21 protein-coding genes are annotated in these 23369 nt (G+C 65.1%); 11 read left to right on the top strand and 10 right to left on the bottom strand.

Going from position 1 to position 23369, the window contains the following annotated elements:
• Window positions 1–365 precede the first annotated feature (365 nt).
• The 3 genes from ACFWUU_RS05410 to ACFWUU_RS05400 form a co-directional block, all read right to left on the bottom strand.
• Window positions 366–491 (bottom strand): hypothetical protein, encoded by a 126-nt coding sequence (locus ACFWUU_RS05410; RefSeq protein WP_380172934.1) that lies wholly within the window; start codon window positions 489–491, stop codon window positions 366–368.
• Window positions 491–1225, bottom strand: a complete 735-nt coding sequence (locus tag ACFWUU_RS05405) for a hypothetical protein (RefSeq protein WP_380172932.1) — start codon at window positions 1223–1225, stop codon at window positions 491–493. Before ACFWUU_RS05405 ends, ACFWUU_RS05410 begins: the two co-directional genes overlap by 1 nt.
• 229 nt (window positions 1226–1454) lie before the next feature.
• Complete coding sequence (locus ACFWUU_RS05400) at window positions 1455–2225, bottom strand: IclR family transcriptional regulator (RefSeq protein ID WP_380172930.1); 771 nt, start codon at window positions 2223–2225, stop codon at window positions 1455–1457.
• 157 nt (window positions 2226–2382) lie between these two features.
• Between ACFWUU_RS05400 and ACFWUU_RS05395 the strand changes: the two genes are divergently transcribed.
• From ACFWUU_RS05395 to ACFWUU_RS05350, 10 genes are all read left to right on the top strand, one after another.
• Entirely contained in the window at window positions 2383–3123 is a 741-nt protein-coding gene (locus ACFWUU_RS05395) for a hypothetical protein (protein ID WP_380172928.1), read from the top strand.
• Between the two features lie 85 nt (window positions 3124–3208).
• Complete coding sequence (locus tag ACFWUU_RS05390; protein WP_380172927.1) at window positions 3209–3553, top strand: hypothetical protein; 345 nt, start codon at window positions 3209–3211, stop codon at window positions 3551–3553.
• 4 nt (window positions 3554–3557) lie between these two features.
• Window positions 3558–3866 (top strand): hypothetical protein, encoded by a 309-nt coding sequence (locus tag ACFWUU_RS05385; protein WP_380172925.1) that lies wholly within the window; start codon window positions 3558–3560, stop codon window positions 3864–3866.
• A gap of 12 nt (window positions 3867–3878) precedes the next feature.
• Window positions 3879–6566, top strand: coding sequence for a hypothetical protein (locus ACFWUU_RS05380; RefSeq protein WP_380172923.1), 2688 nt, complete (start codon window positions 3879–3881; stop codon window positions 6564–6566).
• The gene (locus ACFWUU_RS05375) at window positions 6559–8715 is read left to right on the top strand and encodes a PQQ-binding-like beta-propeller repeat protein (RefSeq protein WP_380172921.1); all 2157 of its coding nucleotides are present in this window, start codon (window positions 6559–6561) and stop codon (window positions 8713–8715) included. Before ACFWUU_RS05380 ends, ACFWUU_RS05375 begins: the two co-directional genes overlap by 8 nt.
• Window positions 8712–12104: a hypothetical protein gene (locus tag ACFWUU_RS05370; protein ID WP_380172919.1), complete on the top strand. Its 3393-nt coding sequence runs from the start codon at window positions 8712–8714 to the stop codon at window positions 12102–12104. The genes ACFWUU_RS05375 and ACFWUU_RS05370 overlap by 4 nt, the downstream gene beginning before the upstream one ends.
• A 188-nt stretch (window positions 12105–12292) precedes the next feature.
• The gene (locus ACFWUU_RS05365; RefSeq protein WP_380172917.1) at window positions 12293–13237 is read left to right on the top strand and encodes a hypothetical protein; all 945 of its coding nucleotides are present in this window, start codon (window positions 12293–12295) and stop codon (window positions 13235–13237) included.
• A 189-nt stretch (window positions 13238–13426) separates the two neighbouring features.
• Complete coding sequence (locus tag ACFWUU_RS05360; RefSeq protein ID WP_380172915.1) at window positions 13427–13849, top strand: DUF4231 domain-containing protein; 423 nt, start codon at window positions 13427–13429, stop codon at window positions 13847–13849.
• Window positions 13850–14591: 742 nt separating this feature from the next.
• Window positions 14592–15050, top strand: coding sequence for a hypothetical protein (locus ACFWUU_RS05355; protein ID WP_380172913.1), 459 nt, complete (start codon window positions 14592–14594; stop codon window positions 15048–15050).
• On the top strand, window positions 15037–15495 hold the full coding sequence (locus ACFWUU_RS05350) for a PPC domain-containing DNA-binding protein (protein WP_380172911.1): 459 nt from the start codon (window positions 15037–15039) through the stop codon (window positions 15493–15495). Before ACFWUU_RS05355 ends, ACFWUU_RS05350 begins: the two co-directional genes overlap by 14 nt.
• Window positions 15496–16054: 559 nt before the next feature.
• Here ACFWUU_RS05350 and ACFWUU_RS05345 read toward each other — a convergent pair.
• Complete coding sequence (locus ACFWUU_RS05345; protein WP_380172909.1) at window positions 16055–17197, bottom strand: hypothetical protein; 1143 nt, start codon at window positions 17195–17197, stop codon at window positions 16055–16057.
• Window positions 17198–17443, bottom strand: a complete 246-nt coding sequence (locus tag ACFWUU_RS05340; RefSeq protein WP_380174273.1) for a PadR family transcriptional regulator — start codon at window positions 17441–17443, stop codon at window positions 17198–17200.
• A gap of 1176 nt (window positions 17444–18619) precedes the next feature.
• On the opposite strand from ACFWUU_RS05340, the gene ACFWUU_RS05335 reads away from it, so the two are divergent.
• Window positions 18620–19249, top strand: coding sequence for a hypothetical protein (locus ACFWUU_RS05335; protein WP_380172907.1), 630 nt, complete (start codon window positions 18620–18622; stop codon window positions 19247–19249).
• A gap of 505 nt (window positions 19250–19754) precedes the next feature.
• Here ACFWUU_RS05335 and ACFWUU_RS05330 read toward each other — a convergent pair.
• The 5 genes from ACFWUU_RS05330 to ACFWUU_RS05310 all read right to left on the bottom strand — a co-directional run bounded on the left by ACFWUU_RS05330 (window position 19755) and on the right by ACFWUU_RS05310 (window position 23158).
• Window positions 19755–19982 carry a hypothetical protein gene (locus ACFWUU_RS05330; protein ID WP_380172905.1) on the bottom strand — a complete coding sequence of 76 codons (228 nt, stop codon included), beginning with the start codon at window positions 19980–19982 and terminating at the stop codon, window positions 19755–19757.
• Window positions 19969–20385: a hypothetical protein gene (locus ACFWUU_RS05325; RefSeq protein ID WP_380172903.1), complete on the bottom strand. Its 417-nt coding sequence runs from the start codon at window positions 20383–20385 to the stop codon at window positions 19969–19971. The genes ACFWUU_RS05330 and ACFWUU_RS05325 overlap by 14 nt, the downstream gene beginning before the upstream one ends.
• The gene (locus tag ACFWUU_RS05320; protein ID WP_380172901.1) at window positions 20382–20705 is read right to left on the bottom strand and encodes a PadR family transcriptional regulator; all 324 of its coding nucleotides are present in this window, start codon (window positions 20703–20705) and stop codon (window positions 20382–20384) included. Before ACFWUU_RS05320 ends, ACFWUU_RS05325 begins: the two co-directional genes overlap by 4 nt.
• A 353-nt stretch (window positions 20706–21058) precedes the next feature.
• Window positions 21059–21409 carry a hypothetical protein gene (locus ACFWUU_RS05315; RefSeq protein WP_380172899.1) on the bottom strand — a complete coding sequence of 117 codons (351 nt, stop codon included), beginning with the start codon at window positions 21407–21409 and terminating at the stop codon, window positions 21059–21061.
• 318 nt (window positions 21410–21727) lie between these two features.
• Window positions 21728–23158, bottom strand: a complete 1431-nt coding sequence (locus ACFWUU_RS05310) for a helix-turn-helix domain-containing protein (protein ID WP_380172897.1) — start codon at window positions 23156–23158, stop codon at window positions 21728–21730.
• Between the last annotated feature and the right edge of the window lie 211 nt (window positions 23159–23369).

Raw genomic sequence — 23369 nt, 5'->3', positions numbered from 1 at the left:
CCGGCTGGAGACGATCGCGGTTCGCCTCGAGAGGCCGTCGCCCAGACGGCGCACGAACCGCAGCCGGATTAGCGGCGTCAACTCGCGGGTGACCAAGTATCTCGGAGAGATCCAGGGCCGGTGAGGCGACTACGTTGAACGACCTCGGTTCCATGGACGACGGGTCGAGGCTACTAGGCCGATACGTCGGCGTCCTGAACGTCGTAGCGGATACAGGTGAGCGCACGGCCCGCGTTGAGCACCTGTCCTGGCTGCTCGACCTCACGGCTTGCGTCGGCGCGAGCGCACTGGTGCTGGCGTGGCGACTCGCTGAGTCACCCTCGTCGGCAGCTCGTAGCGCGAAGGTGGCCATACTAGGTGGGAGATCAGTAGATGGCGATGGCGTCGACGACGATCGCGGGACCGGAGATGTATGCGCGGACGTCGTCTGCGGGCAGGTTTAGGTCCAGATTGTCTGCGAGCTTCTTGACGACTTCCTCGACCTGGGGCATCAACAGTCGTCGGACGAGGTGCTCGTAGCCGTAGAGCAGCCACTCCTCGGCGCTGAGAATCCCTCCTCCGGATCGCCGTCGACTAGGTGGGTGACTGATCCGAGAACTCGTAGCTCACGTTCGATACGGTCTGCCGACGCCAGGTCCACGAAGTGGCTCGGTCGTAGGCTGACATAGACCTTCTGTGGCAGGGCCGTGCTGGTCATCTCGAGGAGGATCGGAATCGGGAGCAACTCGTTCTGAAGATAGACCCGCTTCAACTGCTCCGCGGCCTCAGGAGCCTCGGCATCGATGGTGTCCAGTTCGTCGATGCTGGTGATCGCACCCATGAGACGGTGGAAGATGTGGAGCATCTTTCCGGCGAGACTGGCCGCGGTGATCCTTGTGCGGCCGTCGAGTTCGACCAGGTCGTCCTTCCCGATCGGCGTCTCCTCGTTCGGGTCCACCTTGACGGCTTCAGCCGCGATCAGGGCATCGATCAGCTTGCTGACAGTGGCTTTGTGGCTGGGGGTCAGGGTGTAGGTCGACTGAACCTCGACGTCTTTGCCCAGGCCGGCGCTGGCGCCGGCGACCCCAGGAAGGTTCGCAGAACCGGACGCCGAGCGCTTGCTGGTCCGGCGCTCGATGATTTCCGCCTGCTGCGGCACGTTGAGATCGTGGTACTCGGCTTGGCCGATGAGTGTCTCAGCGTCCAGATAGATCGGTGTGCGTAGGGCCATGCCTTCCAGTCTCACCGACCCCACCGACAAGTTTCAGCTCGCCCGGTTGGAGCGCTAGGAACGAGCGACAGCTGTCGGACGACCGGAAGCCGTGCCGCCACCCCGTTTCCCTTCCCCATGAAGGAAACTCAGATCGCAGATCGATACGAGGAGCCCGGCTCCTCCACCGCTTCCTCCTTGGCTGCGCCAGAAGGCTCGGGATCGCGCTTCCACAGCAGACCGCCAGGGAGAGCACCATCCGCGGCTAGCGCGGTCGACTGCCTTCGCCCTCTTTCATTGCCTTGCCGAGTTGGTCGGCCGTCGTGTTCAGCTGTCGTAGTCCCCGTGCCGGCGGCAACGACTTCGTCTCGGCCGTTATTCCGATGATGTGGGTCGCAGACGGTCCTGGTACGACGGTGGCGGCGCACCACCAGCCGAGACGCGACTCCTCGTACTCGGTGGCCAGACCGGAGTCCGTCGCGTGCCGCAGTCGTTCGAGGACGAGCTGCGGACTCGTGACGGTGTACGGCGTGGCCCTCGGAATGCCCGCGCGGAGGACGTCTTCGATTCTGTCAGGTTCCAACGCGATCAGCAGTTGGCCGACGGCAGTGCGCGGGCACTCGCCTCTGCGGACCCGCGGCATCCAGTCGCGAGTCGTCGCCGAGGCCATCAGCGTCCGGTGCCGTGGTGTGAAGGCTGTGTCGGCGATCAAGAAGGAGTCGTCGGCAACGACCCCGGCCCAGGTGATCTGTCCGGTGGACTGGCTGAGTTCCTGCAGGAACGGCCCGGCCGTTTCAGCAACGGCGATGTGTCGTTCGGCCGACTTTCCAAGCTCGAGGACCCGGAGGCCGAGACGGTAGCCGTCCGGGCCGAGTTGCAGCATCCGATGCCCGACAAGGTTGTTGGCGATGCGCCGGACCGTGGCTTTGGGCAGGCCCGTCTCGGCGGTCAGTCGTGCGAGCGACATCGCTCCGACGCTCGTGGCGACTGCTTCGATGATGTCCAGCATGCGCCCCGCGACAGTGTGGTCGTCCACGTCGGTCCCCCAGAAACTGATCGTTGCCCCCGACCATCATGCCCCCGCTGTGGTCAGCGTGTCACTCAGTGGTACGAGTCGCTGGTCAGCGCTGGGTGACGATGCCAGGCTGGCCGGCAGGTGGGTGCCTGACGAAGGCTCCTTGGAGGGGGACGGCATGGACGACGTTCAGGCGTCGGTGGGAATCAAGGACGGGGCCCAGTGCTACAACCTCGTCTCCGATCAGAATCTCGTGATGCGACTCCTTGATCGCATTCCGACGGATCAAGGCGGAACCTTCACGCCTGGCGGGGTGAATGTCTGGCTGGAGCCGATTCAGGGCATCTGTGCGCCGGCGTTGCACGAGGCGATCCTCGAGTTCCAGCTTGCCAACCAGGGCGCTGGCCTGTTCCATGACGGCCACGTCGACCCGGGCGAGCGCACGATCACCTTGATGAATGAACTGGCGACCGAGCCGGTCGATCTCGGGGAGCTCGACGAGGTGCTGCCGACCGATGGAGAGCATCGGTTCGAAGTCGCGCCGGACGGGGTCCTGATCCCGATCCCTTCGGAGGCGCCGGCTGGCAACCCCATTCGCGACGACGCGAGAATCACTGTCAGCCCTCGCGCCAACGAGCAGTACTACGTCTCCATCCTGAACGTCCCGGCCGATCAAGGGCACGGGCTCGAATTGATCATCGACGGCCTGATGAGCCTGAGCATCGCCCAGCTCGAGCATCTCGCTCTGGAGGCTGCTGAGGGAGCTGCTCGTGGGCTGATCAAGTTCGGCGGGATCGCGATTCATGTGTTGGTGTCGCTCTTCACGCCGACACCGACTTTCAAGCAGACCTTCGTCGAGGGCGCTCATCTGCCCGACGGTACGAGGGTCAGATACATCGTCATCGAACTCGGTGAATGAGGGACCGAACAATGAACTCAGGTAATGGCAGACAGGGCTGGTATCCGGCTTCTCACGGCCAGTCCTCAAGGGGTGGGGGTGTGTCTTGGGGTTCGCAGAGGAGTTTGCGTCGAGGCTAGGCGTCGCCGGGATCGAGATCGATCCTGGGGCTGTGCCGTCGGCCGACGCGCTCGAGTCGGGGCTGAGTGCCGTATCTGACTGGTTCTGGGCCGACGATCTGGATCCGCTGATTCGGGAGGGTTTCGACGAGGGGTCGGCGGAGTACGCGATCTGCTATCACCTCGCGGACGAGGAGATAGGCGTCGGAATCGGTATCGAGCCGTTGCTCGAGGCATTCGATCAGACCAGCGGGCAGATGTTCTCGGCGATGCTGGCTGCCTCGCAGACGGCGTACGCCGAGGCGCTGTCCGTCAGTCAAGGGGAGGTGTAGGTCCATGTCCGTAGATGCGTTCGCGGAGTGTTACGCCGGTTATGTCGAGGTGACCGTAGACAGCGTGATCAATGACCTTCGGACCGCTGGTGCCGAGAACATCCAGCGCTTCATCGACTGGTGGGAATCGCTCAGCCCGAAAAGCATCACGCTGATGCAGACGCTTGCGGCCAGTGCGACGGCAGTCCTCGCGGTCATTTTGACGAAGCTGGGAGCGTATATCTCGGTGTTCATTCTGGCGCTCCTGGCAGGTGCGTCGTGGGCACTCCTGGTTAGGGCGCTGGTGCATTGCCAACCTGTGCTCTGGACCTGACCGGCGGGGCCGATGTTCCTGCTGCTACGGGCGTCTGATCATCTCATCGCCGGTGTGACCTGGGTCGGCGTAGATCCCGGCAACCTCGTTGCTGTTGGCAACTCGGCCTGGATGCTGCTCACGCTTCCTCCACAACACGTCGCGGAGCAGACGTTCCAGGAGGAGGACAGGCTGCCGGGAAGCGGTGACTTGCCGCGGGCACGGTCGATGCTGTCCGGGATGAGTCAGGTCGGAGTCAGGCTCGAACACGGCTCGGACTTCGAACCGACCGCTGCCTCCATTCTCGATATGTTCGGCTCCGCCATCCCCTTGGGACCTGCGGACGAACCGACGACGATGGTCGAGCTGCCATGGCATCTGAAGGTGGCACCACGGACCCGTCTAGGGAGCTCGAGCGCATTCCGTCCTGCCTCCGCCACTGCACCCGTGGCGGCCGCGGCGGCCGGGTTGTGGCGCCTGCGTGTCGAATCCGGCTCGGAGACTGCGCTTGTTGCGGTCGCCGAGGTCGGTCCTGAGACTCCTGATCCGTTTCCGATGGCGCTCGAGAGGACGTGGCGGGCCCGACTGGTTGCCGAGACCGCCGGTCGGCCCGCGGGCTTGGACCGGATGGAGCTGAGCGCCCTCGGCGGGTCGCTCGCGGCCGGTGGGGTGTGGGATGCCTTTGCCTGGCAGCATCGCGCGGTCCTCGGTCGCGATATGGAGGTCCAGGTCGTTGCCAATGGCACGCTGTACCCGTTCGGCCATCGCGCTATCTACCAGCGCAGCGTCGAGCGCGTCTTCGACCCGTCCTCAGGTGGTGCCGCTGTACTGCGGCAGGTGGATCTGATCACAGTCATCGACGCGGTCGCCACCGTGCCTGCCGATCCCTCGGTACGTCGGGGGTTTCCTTTCGACGCGGTCGAGCTGACCGAGCTGGTATTTCCGATCCGGCCGCCGGAATGGAAGCCGGCGCCCGGTTCCGGCGATCTGGATGTGTTCTTCCGGCCGATGGTCCCCAGCGGCGATGTCCAGTTTCCCGTCCGATGCCACACCGGGGAGAGCCCTGTCGAGTTCAGGTTGCCGCTGCTGTTCGTGGCAGATCCGCCGCCCGCCGTGGAGTTCATGGTGGACCTTGATGTTGCTACGACGCTGAAGGATGCGTTCGGGAGCGTTCGCGTCCCGGTTATACCGTCGCCCGTCGACCTGGTTCGGGCGGCGGTTCGCGAGCCGGAGGACGTCCAGGAGGTGCACGCGTTGACTATCGCCGGGGTGGCCAGTGCTGGTCAGTTCGCGCCGGGGCTGAGCTCGCTGGAGATCGCCTTGCCCGCGGTGCGATCGATGGTTGGCGCGGCGGAGAGCTACGCGGTGACGTTCTCCGAGGACTATCTGCGCGCGGGCACCGACGCGCGAACGGTTCTGCAACTGGTCGCGGACCGAGTCGGACTGGACTTTGCGGGCAGGGCCGACAAGTCGGGTGCCCTCGTCGCGCCGGCGTACGTCGCGGACGCGATCTCGCGCACCCTGGGACCGGTCGTGGGCGGTGCGCTACCCGACCCGTTGACTGGGTTGGTCGACGTACGTGCGTTCTTCGCCCCCGATGCGACGATTCTGGGGTTTCCGCTGCACAACCTTCTAGGCGCTGTGGCGAAGCCTCCTGCCTTGACCTCGCTCCTCGACGCGGGATCGGTGCCGGTCGTGTCGATGGAGTGGAAGCAGGTCAAGCTGCACTCCTTCGCAGCCTTCGTCGCGACCGCGACGACGACGCTCGACCTGACGGTCACCGTCGCACCTCCGACCGGCGCCGAGCCGGTCGACCTGCTGGGGAACGACACGAAGTGCACGATCACGAACTTCACGCTTTTGCTGCCGCCAGGGAAGCCGCTGCTGGGCCTTCACATCGACAAGCTAACCTTCCATCAGCGTGGTGGAGCGCCTCCCACAGTTGACATCGACGGCCTGCGTGTCGCCTTCCTCGGCGAACTTCGGCTCGTCGAGGCGTTGGGATCCGCAGTTGACCTGGCCGGGCACGGTCCGCGGATCGATGTAACCCCCGCGGGCATCACGGCCGACTACACGCTGGAACTGCCCGAGGTCGCCGCTGCAGCTTTCGTCCTGACCAACGTCGCTGTCCGCGCCGGCGCTTCGATCCCGTTCGACCGCCGGCCGATCTCTGTGAGCCTGGGATTCGCCAGCCCGGCGAACCGGTTCGCGCTGACCGTGCTGATGTTCGGAGGCGGCGGCTACCTGGAGATCGAGCTGACTCAGGACGGGTTGCGACGAATCGACCTCGCGCTCGAGTTCGGGGCAATGGTGGCGCTCGACTTCGTCGTCGCCCACGCCGAGGTGCATGCGCTCGGCGGCGTCAAGTTCCAGCTGGCCGGCGACAAGGTCGAGGTTTCCGGATACCTCCGGATCGGCGGTTGTGTCGACATCCTCGGCCTCGTCTCGGTGGCCATCGAGCTGTGCGTGACGCTCACCTATCGGTCCGAGACGAACGCCTTGGTCGGACGGGCAACGCTCGTTATCGAGATCGACCTGTTCCTGTGGTCGGACAGCATCGAGCTCGATAGCGGCGACTGGGTCCTGGCAGGTGGATCCGGAAGGCGCGAACGGGTTGCACGTCCTGTCCTGGCCACGGCGTTCGCGGACGTGCAGCCAGATCGCGACGCCTTCGGCGACTACTGGTCCTGCTTCGCGGACGAGGGAGGTACCGATGCCTGACGTACGTCCATTCACTGGCTTTCCGGCCGAAGGAGCCGTACGAGTTGCGTGGAGCCCGGACGGTCGCCGGATCGTCCTGAGCGGGTCAGGGCAGCTGCGCCTTATCGACCCCGACGACGGGACCTCATCATGGCAGGTCGCGGCCGGCGGAAGCGGCTCGGTCATCTTCAGCCCGGACGGTCAACGACTAGTCACCTGCGACGCCGGAGTCGAATCGGTGAGCATCGCGGCGTACGAGGTGGCCGGCGGCCGGCAGGTCTGGAGCCGGAGCCAGGACGTCATCGACCTTGGTCCCGACGCACCCATCGACCCGAAGAATCCTGTCGGCAGCATGCTTGGCGCTTTGCTCGCTCAGGGGCTGGCGGCTGCTTTCGCTGCGCCTTTCCTTAGCCGCCAGGCGCAGGCGCAGTTCAGCGGAGACAGCCGGTTGATCGCGCACGCCGGCCTCGTGCTAGACGCGGCCACTGGTGGGGACGCACTCTCGTTGCCGGTGGAGCCACCTGCGGAGTCGCTCACCGTTCCGATGCCTCCGGCCTTCAGCCACGACTCTCTCGCACTGGCGGCGCGGACGCCCGAGGGGATGACGCTCCTGGACACGCGGACCGGCAACGCAATCTGGTCGGCCGTGTGTCCCGAGAAGCCCGTCTGGGCCTGCTTCGTCGACGATCAGCTCGTGGTTGTGTGCGAACCTGCACATCAAGTCCTTCACTTCGCCGCGGCGACGGGTCTGGCACTCGGTACGCACCCTCTCGACCCGCCGTCCGGTGTCTCGGTGCCGTTCCTTGCCCGCCTGCCCGCGCTGTTCAGTACGACGCCGGACGGCCGCTCGACGCTCGCCATCGGCGGACCTGTGTTCAGCGCGAGTACCGCTACCGTCTACGAAACCAGTCGCGGCACCGCGCGTTTCCCCCAGATGAGGATCGCTCGCAACGAAGCGGCTCCAATCGAAGAGGGCCGCGGGATGCTCAGCCCCGACGGTGGGCGGATCGCGATCAACCGCCCGGGGCTGACCGTACTCCGAACCCGCTCCGGTGCCATCGAGTGGCAGGAGACAGACGGTGTGGTCGCCGATGTCGCGTTTCACCCGCGCGGCCCACGGCTCGCCGCCCTGGTCGACCAGGAACTGCGGTTGTACGACACCGGCCTGATGGCTCCGCCTGCCAGTGCCGGAGGGCCCGTTGAGGCGGTGTCGTTGACAGGCGGCGCTATTCCCTTGTTGGCAGTCGCCAGCCAAAGTGACGCGGGGCATGGCCTTGCCTCGCTGTTCCTGGCGACCCAGGGCCGGATCGTGGTCGAGAAGCGAGACCAGGGCCTCGTCGTCGCCGCGGTCCTGTCACCCGACGGTCAGCGTCTGGCGACCGGCCGAACAACCGGTGTGGTCGCGGTGTACGACACCGTGTCGGGAGCTCGCCGCTTCGAGATCTCCCACGGCGACGCCATCAACGGCCTCGGCTTCGACGCCACCGGTTCGTTGCTCGCGACCGCCGCCAATGACAAGACGGCCCGGCTTATCGAGACCACGACGAACGCCGAACGCTGGCGCACCACACACCCACGGTCGGTACGCCGCGTCGCGATCGACCCGCTCGGCCGGTGGGTCGTGACGGCCTGTGCTGATCAGACAACCAACATCCTCGAGCCTGTGCACGGCGCCATTACCGCGACCTTCCCCCATGAGGGGCAGGTCGAAGCGCTCTCGGTCGCCGGGACCCGGCAGTTGGTAGCCGCGGCCTTCGAGGGCGGTGCCGTGCTGGTGATCGATCCGACGACCGGCACTCTCTTCGGTCAGGTCGATCATCCACGGCCAGTTGGCGCCGCGGCCCTGAACGTCGCCGGTGACCTGCTGGCCAGCGGTGGCCTCGACGACGCGGTACGGATCAGCGCAGTCTCCGACACAAGCGTGACGACGAACCTGAGCGTCCCGGTCGGCAGCGAGGTGGTCGACCTCTTGTTCAGCACGAGCGGAGCTCTGGCGGCAACTACCCGCGATGGGGTCGTGCGCGTGCTGGACGCGAATTCGGGCGACACGCTCGCCTCGCTCAAGCACCCGGACGCGGTGACCGGAATCGCGTTCAGCAGTGACGGCTCGTTGCTGGCCGTCGGTTGCGAGGACGGCTTCGCCTACGTCTACCCCGCGACCTGGTCATGAGCACACTGACCTGGCTGACAGTCCCGCAGTGCATCAGCGGGACTGACGCGTTGCTGTCCGTCCTCGTGGTGCCACGGCTCGGTGCGGGGCGGCTGGGCAACTTCGGGCTACGAGACTGGCCCGCCCGGCTCACCGAGATGTCGTTTGAGGTGCGCATCCGATCGGCGGGAGCGCAATCGATCGCGGACGGTCGGCCGACCCTGGTCTCGGTGCCGGACAGCGAGGTCTGGCATGCCTTCTTCGACGGTGACGCCGGCACGATCGCAGACGGCAGTGTCCGGGCCGCGCCTCAGACACCGACTGTTCGAGACAGCTACACCGAGGCGGTCCGGACTCACGACACGCACCGGACACTCGCTCAGAGCATCGCGGGCGACGGCGTTAACCCCCAGGTGCTGGAGGACCAGTTGGCGCCGTGGTCGCAGCGACGTCCTGAAGTCGAACCGGACACCCTGCGAACGGCCATCGCGCCGAACGTCGATTTCCATCGGGCGACCGCACTGCTGCGGGAACATCCACGTGTGATGCGGGCGCTGGGGCTCGTCTTCGATCTCGTCATCGACGCCGATCTGCTCGACGTCGGTGACCCAGCCGATCGCGCGATCGCGATCGTCTCAGAGGATTCGCCCGTTCCGGTGAGATCCAGTTGGACCCGCTACACGTTGCGTCGTCAGGCCGAAGGCGGCCACCCCGCTCATTTCCGGGCCGCCGACCATCCTTCCGGACTGCACCGCGCCGGCATGCTCGACATCCACACCGCCCGTTCGATCGCCGATCCGTCCCGCCCGCCGGATCCGGGCTGGTTGATCTCGACCATGGACGTCGAGGGCGCGGCCGCCAACCTCGGCGAGGTGGCCCAGACGATCAGCACCGGCGAATCGGTGCTGTTGCCACGCGCCCGCTCGGCGGGCATCGCCTTGGTCCGACGGGGCCGGAAGGCGGATTACGACGCGCTGGTGCAGCGAGCCCGGACAATTCCTGATGACCCGGTGGAGGCCGAACTCACTGCCGAGGATCTCGTCCTGGGGTACCGGGTCGACATCCGGCGCGGTGGAGGTGCCTGGCGTTCCCTGTGCGAGCGTGACGCCGGCTACACCGTGCGTACGGCGGACGGCAGGGTGCTTGCCATCGGCAACCGAGGCAACGAGGAAGGCCACGTCAAGCCGCACAGCATGCTCAAACGCGACGACGGAACCCTCGAGACCGACGAGGTGATGCTGCGCTGGGACGGGTGGAGCCTGGCCACGCCGGCACCCGCGACCGAGCCGGCGAGGCGTACGTCGACGACGATGCCCTACGACTTCGAATGGAAGTTCGACGTACCGCGCGACCCGGCCGGGACGCCCTTGCCCACTCTGCCCGCGTTGCGGTTCGCGGAGCGGTACCGGATGAGGGTCCGAGTCGCTGACGTGACTGGAGGCGGCCCGCTGCTTGACGAACCCGATCTCGAGGACGCCGCTGGACCGTCGATCGTCTACACCCGCCATGAGGCGGTCGAACCACCGATCCTGGACAGCTCCGATCGGCTCCAACTCGGCGCGGGTGTCGACGTACTCGTTGTTTCGACCGACGTCGATGACGACCATGCATCGACGACTCGCCGAACCCTCGTTCCGCCGACTGGAAGTTTCCAGCTCGCCGAGCAACACCGGATGTTCGACCACTCAGCCGGGCGGGTCTTGGCCCGCGGGGCCTTCGACCGCTCGCTTCGCAACGCACCCCTCGAACTGCCTGACCCGGCCGCCGAGGGTGTTTTCGCGTTCGCCCCTGCGACGCCCGGAGGGCTCGACGAGGCCTGGGAAGGCGAGGCGGAGTGGCCGATGTGGCCGGCGCCGGGAGCGAAGAAGGTCGAACTGATCGGGCTCGCCGGCCCGGACGCCGCGATCACCCTCGACTTCGACGACGACGGCCTGACCGTCCGGCTCCCAAGGGGTGAGCAGATCACCGTCGAGTTGTCCTCGACGATCCGGGATAACTTCCTCGACCACTTCGCTGTGGGCGACTGGGTCACTGGTGAGGGCACGCCCCCGTCCTGGGGCGAGGCTGCCTCCCGCGGCAGGCATCCGATGCTGTCGCCGGTGCGCCGACTCACCTTCGTTCATGTGGTGAAGCGGCCACTGGCCGCGCCGGTCTGGGAGCTCCCAGAGTCTAGGGTTGCGCGCAGTGCGGGCACGTCCTTCGTCGACCTCGCCCCCACATTCCAGCCGGCGGGGCTCGACACTGACAGCACCGCGCGGCTCGAGGTCGGTGCGCGATGGACCGAGTACGCCGATGCGGGGCAGGTAGAGCAAGCTGTCGAGCAACTGCACGGGGTGACGATTGCGCGGGGCCTTCCCGCGATCCCGGCCTTCCGGCACGAGTTCGGCGATTCGAAACATCGGACGGTCACCTACCGTCTGACCGCGATCAGCAGGTTCCGGCATTTCTTCCCCGACAGTGATCTCGACGAGGCTTTCCAGCAGAGTGTCGTACAGCCGCACACCGTGAACGTGCTGTCCTCGGCACGGCCGCCACTACCTCGCGTCGTCGGGACCGTACCTGCCTTCGCGTTCGAGACTGCAGCCACTCAGGACCGCATCACGCGACGCCGACGGGTCGCTCTGAGGGTCGAGCTCGCCAGACCGTGGTTCCTGACCGGGGAGGGTGAACGGCTTGCTGTCGTCGTCGCACCTGCTGGTGCGGAAGGTGGGACCGCCACTCGGATGGGCCGTGATCCCATCATGTCCTCGTCGAGGGTGCCGTCCTTTGCACCCGAGTCCTGGTTCACCGGTGGTCTGCCATCGAGATCCGTGGAGCTGCCCGAGTTCGAAACTCCGTTGTCCGTAATTCCGTACGACGCCCAGGACGCCGGCGACCATTGGTACGCCGACATCTGGCTCGACGTCCGCGACGCCTACGCACCGTTCGTACAGCTCGTGGTGGCTCGCTATCAACACGACAGCATCGACGGCCTCAGGGCCTCTGGGCTGGTCACCTGCGAGACCATCCGCGCGCTGCCGGACCGTCTGCTGGTTGCCGAACGCACCGGTCAAGGCCTGCGCGTAACGGTTACTGGTCAAAGCTCGCAACCTGCGAACCGGGTCGAAGCCGTCATCGATGAACTCCCGGCCCAATTCGACCCGGCCAGCGTCGAACTCCTGGCCCTGCCGGGCACCGAGCCATCTCCGATGCCAGCCTGGCGACCACGACCAGAGACTTCCGTTACCGGCATCATCGGACAGCCCCTGCCACCGATCAGCCTCCCCCCGTCCACCGTCCACCTCCGGCTGCGCGTCCGCGAGGTCGAGAACATTCCACCGGACGGATCCGCTGTCGGCCCACCAGAACTCATCGAACAGACGCCATACTTCGATATCGTCGTCCTACCGCCGTCTTGGCGCACCTCGTGACGTCGGGATCAAGTCAACTGCTCGTTGAATCATTTGCTTAATTGCAGACCCACCGCTCCGCATCCTTACACGTTGACACGACGACACCATGGAGGTTCACTCTGATTGGGGGGAGATTCGCGCTTACATACGGTGCTTAGGCGTCGCCCTGGAATCTTCCCGCCAGGCGCCTAAGGGGGCGAGCATCTATGGTGCCGGTGCTCAGGGTTGTCGGTGGGGTTGTGGCTGCAATTGGTGGCTTGGCAATTGTCTTGTTGGGGATTCTTACGGGCATGCGCGGCTGGGCGAACGCGCAGATCGAAGGAATGTGGGCCACGGTTCTCGTTGGATCCATTGTCGTTTCTGGAGCATCCTTGGCGCTTCTCGTGTCGGGGCTTGTACTGCTGCAGATCTTTCGACAAGCTGTTCGCGCCCTTGGGGTTCCATCACCGACGGGATACGAGTCATTTCTCGCTGCAGTGAGCTCGATCTTCAGCGGCCTTGTCGCACAAGTGCTGGAGAAGTCGCCCATCGTGGCAATTGCTGTCGGGCTTGGGAGCGGGTTCGTGATTCTGGTCATCGCGCAAATGGTCTCAAGGTACCGTGTCTTGCGCGGGATTTCTTTGACGATACTTCCGGTGGTTGTCCTCATTGTTGTTCTTGCTTGGACAACCGACGCCGCTGCGAAGATCAAATGGGTGAAAGGCCTGGCTACCCGGGATTGGCTGCTGATCCTCTTTGTTGTCGCCCTCCTCGGCGGCGTCATCGTGGCGGTCGCGTGGTCGGAACGCCGGCAGCGTTCGGCTCGCGGGACCGAGTCCAATCTCAGTTCCAAGATTCGTGGAGGAAAAATGTCCGTGACAGAGACAGTTCGGAATGCGATTGAGGGGGCCGCCGGGGAGTCGACCGAGGTGAAGGCCGCTGTCGGAGCCGCAGCTGCGAAGGCGGCGATTCCACCCCCGGAGGGGGCTGGGGTCGGCACTCTTTGGACGATCCTCGTCGCCGGATTGGTATTCGGCCTGGTGATCGCACTAGGTGGATTGATCTACACGATCGCGGATGGCAATCCCGACACCAGTCCTGATCTGCTTGTCACCGCCTTCACGGCGATCCTGACCGGCCTCATCGGCCTCTTCGTCAAGTCACCGACGTAATGGCTTGGAGAGAGCGCACAGGCACTCGTCTCCGGGCTCATCCGCGTTGCTGCAAAGGGTGACGTCGCCACCTGGCCCCATCGACATGATGCTTCGACCGGATCATCATCGGATCAAGAATGGTCGTGGTGCTGATTCGGAATGGGGCGGGAGTCCGATATCGCGTAGCGCCCATGGATTGGGGGAGAAATGGCTGAGGGTAGGGCCGAGGGCAAGGCCGAGAAGGTTGCTGGGCAAGGCGGCCTCCTCGAGGCTGACATGAAGAGCGAGCTCGCTGCGTGGGAGCGCGCGACGAAAGTCTTGGGGCTGACGTACCGCGGGCTCAGGGTGTTCCTCATCATTGCGAGCGCGATCGTGGCAGCTGAAGCGAGCCTACGTGGGAGCGAGTTCGCGTGGTTGGCGGGCTGGACGCCGATATTGGCGCTGCTGGTGGCGATACTTACCGCTATCGACACCTGGCTCAAACCGCAGCAGAAGTGGCGTGGGGTCATGGAGTCGCGTGACGACCTGAAGGATCTTCTGGCTTCCGCCGAAGGGGAAACGGACCGACGGGACATTCAGATCCGCTTCGCCGCGTTGAGGAAGAGGCATCGAGAGGCGAACGTCGACTGACCAACGGTTTGCGCCGCAGTCCCGAGGCGTTTGGATGGATCGGCTCGGTGGCGCCGGCTGGCAAATGTCAGTCTTAGTCGACTCAGGGCTCAATTTGCCGCCTGTGGGTCGGCTGGCGGCGCTTCGAGACGCGGCTGCGGTGCCTAGCACCAAGTGGGTCTATCGGGTGAGGTCAAGGTCTGCGTCAGCAGGACTGTCTCTGGGAGAAGGACTGAGAAGCCGAGCCAGGTGGCGAGAAACAGCCACATGCCTTCGTGCGCTTGGACGATTGGGAGGTCGCGGACGATCTGAGCCCAGAGCCAGCACGCTGTGCCAGCCATCAAGAGGAGGATGGCTCGGAGCCTTGTGCCCGAGTGATGGTCTCGCCATGTCATGCCTCCGACCGGGGTGGTGGTTGGCGGCTTGTCACAGACCGGTCGGGTGCAGCAGAGGCTTCGGCGACGATCCGAAGTGATGTGATGCACAGTCACGACCGGGTGAAGATCCTCGAACCGCTCAATCAACACAAGAAGCCCAGGGCACCGTGGTGGCCTGGGCTGTTGTGCGCCGCCCGGGACTCGAACCCGACCTCCGCTGATCTCCAGCCGAAATGCTCAGCGATTGTCGCTGTTACGCAGAATCGCCTGCTGGCAAGGGATCCGGTGGAGATCGTCTGCTCGTAGGTTCTCATCGCTACCCATGCTCTCGCCCTGATTGAGGTGCGTAAAGAGGTGCGCACCTGAGAGCTGTCGCCGAGTCACCCATGTACGATCGGGTGCTGATGCTGCTCGCGATCGCGCTGATGGAGGCATTCGGGATCACGGTCGAGCTGAGCACTGAGCCGGAGCATGGCGCTGTCGAGGGCTTCGTCCTCAGCGAAGAGGCGATCGTCGCCAACTGGTTGGGTAGGGCTGGCCTCTGGTACGTCGATGCGAGCGCGCCGCCGTCGCGCCGGTCGGTCTTCCGGGATGTTGCACGCCAGGTCTCCGCGGAGTCGCTGGTCGCAGAGCCGACTCCCGAGCGGCGGCTCCGGGCGATCGCCAACTACCTGATCGTGCCGTGGCCGTGGTTCCAGCGGCGATGCGAAGAGCTCGCTGTCGCTGGCGTCGAGGACATTGCCCAACCGCGGAGCCGCCGGCTGTCGATGCAGGGGCTCAACACCGCGATTCGGTACGTTGCCTACATCGACACTCTCCAAGGAGCTGAGCTTGCGCGCCGCTGAACTGACGATGGGCCGGACCTTCGCTGTGCACTTCGACCACGGTGACGATTTCTATCCGGCGCTGGCAGAGTTTTGCGCGGAGTACGGCGTGCGGCAGGGGTTCATCCCGATGTTCATCGCCGGCATGCGCGACGTACAACTCGTCGGCACCTGCGAGAAGCTGGAAGATCCGGACGCGCCGGTATGGAGCGCCGTGCACCTCGAGTATGTCGAGGCGATCGGCGGTGGCTCGCTCGCGTACGACGAGGAATCGGGAACTGTGTTGCCGCACATCCATGTGTCCGTGGGTCTGAAGGCACACTCGGCGACCGCTCACACCAGCCATCTGCTCGGCGGGAAGATCCAGTTCCTGACGGAGATGTATCTCGTCGAGGTCACTGCACCCACGTTCTCGCGGCCACGACAACCCGATCTGTATAACGTTCCATTGCTTGGCTTCGACTAGTCCTGGATCCACGAAGCCGGGTTCCACGGTGGTGATGCCGAGGCGAGTGTCGGAGCGTGAAGAAGACGACCCGACGCCGCTGGAAGCATCGTGAACCGGCGACCTGACCCGAACGCCGTACCGTCGATTGCAGAACGCCAGCGACTGCTCGCGGTCAATCGCGCCGCCGCGATGTTCTACCGTCGACAGTTGCTCCAGGCAAAGACCGGATGGGTACGGAAGTACCTCACTCGTGGTGGAGCGCCCGAGGTCCTGCATCCGGGCTCGAGCTGGTCGATCGGCTACGCACCTGACGCACGATCACGTCTAGTTGAAAGAACTCCTGCGGCAGCGAGCGTCTCGAACGCCGATTGTGCTAAGCCGGCGGTGGGTTCTCGTGTGGATGACAGCTATCGTGACGGGACGCCTGTCCGTGATGTGTGCGGTCCGCGGAGCTGCATGCTCGGTGGTGCGGCCCTAGATCCCCGGCCAACCCTCGCGCGCTCCTGATGGCTACATCAACACTCGTCGGGCAGCACTGGGACGCGGATGCAGCTGGTCTTCTGCCCAGGCCACCGCCTCAGGGTCTTGTCTGAACAGACAGCGCCGCAGTGACCACCGACCGGATCTTGCCAATAAAGAGGAATACCGCAAGGTAGGCCACGATCAAGGGAATTGCCCAATACAACCAACCGGAGTCGTAAGTTCCAGTAATGGTGGCCAAGCTGGCGAAGAGCGGCAGTGAGCCAGCCGTTGTAGCAAAGAGCAGAACCATGATCATCGGAAGACTCAGCTCAGCACCCGCATCTGAGGTCACGGCCCCTAGCGTTGCCACCAAGGCCGAGAGTAATCCGGCAATGACGCTGATCGACACGACGGCGGATCGGCCTCCGTCAGTGGAGATCCAGCTGGCTGTCAGCGCGAAGAACACCGAGGTCAAAGCTGATGAAGGTGCAACGGCACTCAGCAGGTCCCGCACCTGTTCAGCTGCAGTGAGGCCCCGCCGAGCACGGATTATCAGCAGAACAACTGCTCCACTGAGGACAGCGACCAGTGCGGCGCAGGCGGCCGTGACAGCTACAGCGAATCCACTGGCTCGATACCCTGCCGAGCCCACAGCGGACAACCCGATGAAGGCCGCGCAGGCGGCCAGCTCGGTGAAAACGCTCCACGCCACCATCAGCGGCAGCAGCGGGCCGCCTGAGTTGTTCGCGACGCGCACTGCAGCGAGACGACCGGCTGTAATCGAGGCTGCCGGAGCACTTATGAAGAACGCGACGACGGTGACAACAGTCGGGATATCAGCAGCCCGGGTATTCGCCAAGCCAATCAACATCGATATGAGGAAGAACGTCATCAGGCCGGTGTTGGTCTGATATATCACGTACACGCCTCGGCCGAGCAGACCCTTCGCAGGCGCTGTTGCAATCCTTGGGGCGGCTCGAACGACACCAAGCGCAAACCGGATGCCACGGGCAAGGCGGGTGATTGGCAGTCCGTCTAGCCCGACGGTTACGTGATGTAACTCCGCGGTCCACACTTGCACATGCTTATGTCGCTGCGCCCGCGGCAGAAGCCAACCTGCGACGCGGACGAGGAGCTGCGGTATCACGAGAATTCGGGCCTCTGCCTCTTTAGCCAAGAGGCTGATAGCAACCTTGGCTGCGACAGCAAGAATGAATACGACAACGGCGATCAGAGCGGTCGACATGCCGAGCTTCACCTAACTGCCCTCCACCGGCTTCACGGATCCCAACGGCCGCCGACTCGGGGCGATCTGTTCGTAGAGTTCGGCCAGAGCCTGCCGCGCAGCCGGAAGTCCTCTCGTTGTCAGCTTGTAGTACCGGCGCGCTGGTCGGCCCTCGGTAACTGGATCGATGGACTCCCACCCGGACTCTAACCAGCCAGAGCGTTCGAGCCGCTCGAAGATGGGGTAGATGGTGCCACTCGGCAGTCCGGTTGCTTGCATCGTTGTGTACCCGTAGTGCTCCTCGGCTGGCGCGTCAAGGAACGCGCGCAGCACCCGCGCGACATTGGACGTGATCCTCACATCGCTCATCGGTTCGCCTCCTATCGTCGATTCCTACAGAGGGTATCTCGGAATCGTACATAGGGGTAGCGTCTACGCCACCCAAGACGTCCCGGAGGTGGTCGGTCACCGAGCGATCGCACCGTCGTGAGAACCAGTTGACGTGTTCAGTGAATGTACCGTCCTATCTCGGCTCGTACTCGCAACCGCCCGGCTGAGCCGACTCCGGCTGAATCGCCTCGACCGCACGCGCCAGCTCGAGCTCAACCGGGGCGACCAGGTCGGCAGGGAGGCGTACCGCGTCGCCGTTTGTTAGTGGGGCGGTCGCCTATCCTGTGGCCTCGGGCATGCTCCCAGCATGCGCTATCAGGCAGATAGTTGCCTACAGCACCTGATGTCGCAGTGAGGATTCCTGGCCACGAGCGTCAGAGTCCGATCACCCAGTGGATGTTGTGCCTGCGGGCCCAGTCGATGAACGGGCCGGAGTCCGAGACGGTCTTGGTGATGGTTTCGATCAGCCCGCGGTCCCGTAAGTGCGGCAGGCCTTCAGTCCTGGTCGAGGCCGAGAATCCGAAACGCTCGGCTGCCCGCGCTAGGAGAGAACCAGCCGACCTCCGGCGTACTGCGCTGCTCGGACAGGATCGCGAGCAACATCGCCAGCGAGGAGCCTCTGAGTCGGGCGACGTGTCCCTCGGTCGAGAGCGCCGACGGCACCCGGAGGTAGCGGTGGAAACATCAGCTGACCCGCATCGCCGTTGCGCTGAACGTAGGTGTGCTGCCCCGCCGAGTCCGCCGCGCGCCGCCTTCCGGTACGACGTCCTCGCCGAGCGGCGAGCCTAGTCCCGCTCTGCCCGGGCATAACCATGCCCGTCTACCTCACGGCTGCGCTGGCACCGCTGTTGTGGCGGCTGCTCGGTGTTGTCGGCGCAGTCGTCCACGGGCGCCGACCCACGGCACTGGGGCCCATCGATTGATGGGCCCCAGCTTGCCCGGTGATAACCCGCCGGTGTGGCCGGTTTCCTTTGCGAAACGACCTTCGGCGCGAGGCCGTCGACGCGGAGGCCGTTGACTCACTACGGTTGGCCGCCATGGGATTCATCGGCGATCGGGGTTGTTGTGCTGGCTTATAGCGTCGAGGTCTGGGCCGCAGTCGGCGAGTGGGTCGGCGCGGTGGGCACGATCGGCGCGGTAGCGGTTGCGCTGTGGCTTGCCCGGTGGGATGCCCTGCGAGATAAGCGCCGTCAGAAGGAGGGTGCCGAGCAGGCAGCCTTCGACGTCGCGAGCGTGGTCGTTGTGCAGGCTCGGTACGAGGACCCGGAGGACTGGCATCCCAACGTGGACAACATGCCCGATGCTCGCGTCACGATCCACAACCTGAGCGGCGAGCCTATCTCGTTCCCGCGCCTCGAGCTGTTCGCCGCTGAGGGCGGCACAGTGGACTGGGGGATGTGGGTTCCCCCGGGCCAAGAGGACGCGGCCCCGTCGACTGTGGATGTGCTTCCGGCTGGCGACACGCTCGGCCTGCATGTGACCCTCAAGGTGAAGACCTACCCGGAGGCTTTGCACCCGATCATCGGCTTCACCGATCGGCACAACCAACGGTGGCGCCGCCGGCACAGCGAATCGCCGCAACGCGTACTGGCCGGTGATACGACGCCGATCGGCGGGCCGGGCTGGTACCGCAAGGCGGTCAACCAAGCCCCCGGTGTGCCGCCTGCTCTTCCACCGCTCCCGGCCGAACAGTGATCACGCATTGAGTCATCGCGGCATCCGACAGGCTGAGCCCTATTAGGCCGGTTCGATGTGCTTGAGGCACCCCGGCGGGGACTCGCTCTTGAAGTAATTGGTAACTAGGTCGCTGACACGTTACATAGGCTCGGTTATCGGCACCTTGGGCTGGTCGGAATGCTTGGAGCGACAACAACCGCGCGGGGCCATCGGCCCCGCGCCTTCCTGGTCGGGCTCGCTTAGGCCCGATCAGATTTGCGTCAGGAGCGGCGACGCTCGGCACCGATCACGATCAGGGCCAAGAGAAGCAGCCCGACCAAAGCGAAGGCCAGGTCTTCCACGCATTTCCACCTCCGATCCAGCGGCCGCAGTCTTACGCTCCCGGTTGCGAGGGCGTAGGGGGGCAGACAGCACATCGCTGACTCATTCGGACTGAACTTTGCTGGGCGGGTAGTTGAGTATGACTCATTGGTGCGCGCTTCGAACAGCCACGATGTTGGCGGCTGGCACGGCGCAGAGTCTTCTACTTGGTCGTCAGGAGCCGTAGCAGTCGGAACGCACGTCTGCTCACGGTCTTTCCTCCGAACAGGGCGGCGGCGACAAGTAGTGCCAGTAGAGCCATTCCGGCCCCGAGTACGGCGCCACCCAGCACGGGATGGAAGTAGGTGAGTGAGCCCGCGCCGCCCAGGCTGGTGAGGCCGGCGATCGGGATCAGGCGCCGTGTCCGTTCGGACTGGCTAGCGTTGCTCACGATCGGAGCCCTCTCCTGGCGACGCGCCTGCTGCCGGCCGGCGGACCGAGAGAAGCCATCCCGACGCTATGGCCGCGGGAACCTTGGCCAGATAGCTAAGGAGGATCCGATCGTGCTGCTTAACCGGGAAGTCTTGCATTGCCTCGTGGATATCCTCGTGCCACCGGGTGCGGATCCGGCGGGGCATGAGGTGGCCGAGGAGCAACAGCAAGAACGACGACAGCGAGGCCCTCCGGGCACTGCGGATCGCATTCAGCTCTCGCCAGTATCCCCCGTCGTGAACGAAGTGGTCCCCGCCCCGGAGGCGCGCCATGGCTCGTCTTGAATCGAACCACTGAAGACCACCCCAGGCCACCAGGGTGCTCACGACAGTGACCCCCACGAGCATCGCGACCTGGATCATGAGAGGCCTTCCTCGGGGGTGAGACCGCGTAGCACGCTGCCCTTCCGTCGGCGGGCATTGGCCAGCTCCTCGCTGGCGTGCTGTGCCCCGAGCCCAGTCAGCGCGAAATAGCGTCGGGCTGGCCTCCCCTCCTTGTGGGCGAACTTCTCGTCCTCTCGGCGGGATATCAACCAGCCCTCAGCCTCGAGACGCATGAGGATGGGCTGGATCGTTCCGGGCATCAGCCCGGTGTCCTCGGAGACCTTGCGGCCGTAGGACTCGTTTGCAGGCTCCCGCAGCAGCGCCTGCAGCACGAGCTGAGTCTGAAGCGTCATCCTCATGTCTATAGTCTTACTAGCCAACGACTCAGACGCAAGTATGAACTCTAATTAGCTGTCCGCGTAGTGCGCCTGGGGAGCACCGCGACCCGAACCCGGCCACCGGGATGAGCGCGCGGTGGCGTGACCATTGCTCCCGGAAGGCCAAGAGGCTCGAAGGTTCGGGCAGCCGAGCTTCCGGAGGACATGGCAGGTCGGCCTCGGAATTGTTGCGTCGCCGGCCGCGGCGCCCTCGGCCTCGTGCAATGCGACGAATAGTCCGGACTGTCGGCGGTTCGACCAGGCTGCTCGCCGTGGTCGGTGCTCTAGAGGTGGCTCGATGCCTCCGTCGCGGCAGGAGTTCCGCGTATCCGATTTCAGAGGGGTCGGAGGTCGGCGCCTGGAACCCAGATGACGTGGCCGTTCTTGTCGCGGACACGGCCTAGCCATTCGCCGTTGTCGCGGATCCAGACGTCGAGCTCGCCGGTGGACCAGGCGGCGCGCTGGACCTCTTGAGACGGATGGACGTGACGGATCGCGTCGGGAGGGCGCGGGCCGTGGGCGTCGTACTGGATGTCGAGGTCGGACGCCAGTTCGCGGGCCTTCGGCTCGTCTGCGATGCCTGTTGCGCGCCACCCGTTGACCGCGCTGTCCCAGACGCCGAACGTCTTGGATCCGTCGTCGGACGGGCGCACTGTAAACCGACCGAGCATGGCATCAGAGGACATGTTCTTCGAACGTATGTTCTAGTCGGCTAGGCGTGCCCTGCTCCGTCACTGCTCCGTGAGGTGCTGCGAAATGGCGGTCAACGACGCGAGTTGATGAGTGTGGATCGGTCGGATGTGCGGCGGCCTGGAGCACTCCGCAGGCCGCCGCGGTGGAGCGCGGATTCGTCAGCTTTGCGAGGCTTTGAGCTCGTCCTTGTGCTTGTCGAGCCAGTCGGCGAAGGACTCGAGGTCGGGGTTGAGTTCGCGGGTCTTGGTGAGGTCGCGGTCGCCGGTGAAGCGGGTGTGGTCTTCGGCGTAGAACTGGAGCTTCTTGGCCGGTCACAGTAGATCGGGGTCGTCGAAGGCGTGTTCTAGGGCTTGGGCGGCGGCTGGGTTGGCGGCTTGGCGGCCAAGGTAGATGTCTTGGGTGATGGAGACTTTGGCTTGGCCTAGTTGGTCGGCTATTTGGCGGGCGGTGTGGCCGGCTTGGTCGAGGGCGGTGGCGGTGGTTTTGCGGAGGGCGTGGGAGCGGATCCAGGCGAGTTTGTCGGATTCGGCGGGTTGGGTGGCGGCGTGGACTTGGGCGAGCAGGCCGTGGAGTTGGTCGAGTTTGATGCCGTAGGTCGCTACGAGTGTGGCGACGAGTTCGTGGTCGACCTTGATGCGGCCGGTTTCGATGAGTTCGATCGTGGTTTGTGGCCACCTGAGGGTGTCGGCGACCTGTTTGCGGTTCAGGCCGCTTTGGCGGCGGAGAGTTCGTAGGCTGAGGCCTAGGTCGCGGCGGGCGGTGCTGCCGACGGGGGAGAGGGCGGTGCGGAGGGCTCGGCGGGTGTTGGAGGGGTCGCGGTAGCCGCCGATAGTGTCGGCGAAGACGGGGTCATCGAGGCGGATGCCGGCGGCCTGGCGGCGGCGGAGCATGGCGATGGCCCAGTTGGGAAGGTGGAGGACGCGTACGCCGGCCTTCGACTTCGTGCGTTTGCGGATGAGGCCCTCGCCTGCGAGGCGGGCGATGGTGTGGGTGATGTTGACCGTGCCGGCTTCGAGGTCGATTTGGTTCCAGAGGACGGCGAGTGATTCGCCGATGCGGACGCCGGTGCCGAGCATGAAGCTCGCGAGGTCGGGTAGGTCGGCCTCGACGGCCCGTTCGTCGGCGGCCAGGCTCTTGCGCAGGAGGGCGACCTCTTCGCCGGTCAGAGCGCGGGGCGGGTCCTTGGGTGGGGCTTCGATGGTGTCGACTTCGCGGACGGGGTTGACGGAGAGGGCACCGTAGCGGACGGCGAGTTTCATGGCGCCGGAGATGATCGCCCGGCAGGTCTTGGCTGTGGAGGCGCCTGAGCTGGTCTTGATCTTGGTCAGGACGGTGTCGATGCGTGGGGTGGTGGCTTCGCCGATGCGGAGCTCTCCGATGGCGGGACGGACGTGGTTCTTGAGGGACCGGCGGTAGGTGTCCAGCGATGTGGGGGACCGTTTGCCGTCGGCGATCAGACTCTCGAATCTCTTCTCCCAGAGGTCGAGGAGGTGGTTGATCTTGTGCATCGCGGTGAGCTCGCCGGACTGGCTGGTCCTGGCCCGATCCTGAAGCTTCTTGAGGACGGCGTGCTCGGCGGCGGTCTTGGTCTTGCCGACGGCGGTCACCGGTCGAACGCAACCGTCATGGTCGCGGATCCTGGCCTTCGACAGGTAGGTGACCGGCTTGCCTTTGCCGTCGGTCTTCTCGACGCGGGTCGAGATCTTCCCCCACGATCCGATGGGCAGCGGTGGCCTAGACATGCGGAGCCTCCAACCGGTCAGATGGTTGGCTGCTCAACGCCGCTCCGGGCCGAAGGTCCGGGAATCCGGGAACGATGCGAATCGATGTGATGTGACGCACAGTCACGATCAGATGAAGACTGGCTGCCCGCCCAGGATTCGGCGACGGTCGGCCACCGCGATGGGCCGAAGCGGCAAAGTGGTCAGTTTGTGGTTCGCTGCAGGAACGACA

Origin of the sequence: Kribbella sp. NPDC058693, assembly GCF_042715335.1 — a bacterium.
In the GTDB taxonomy this organism is placed as follows: Bacteria; Actinomycetota; Actinomycetes; order Propionibacteriales; family Kribbellaceae; genus Kribbella; species Kribbella jiaozuonensis.
The sequence above is the reverse complement of the archived record's forward strand: the minus strand, read 5'-3'. Positions and strand labels throughout refer to the sequence as shown.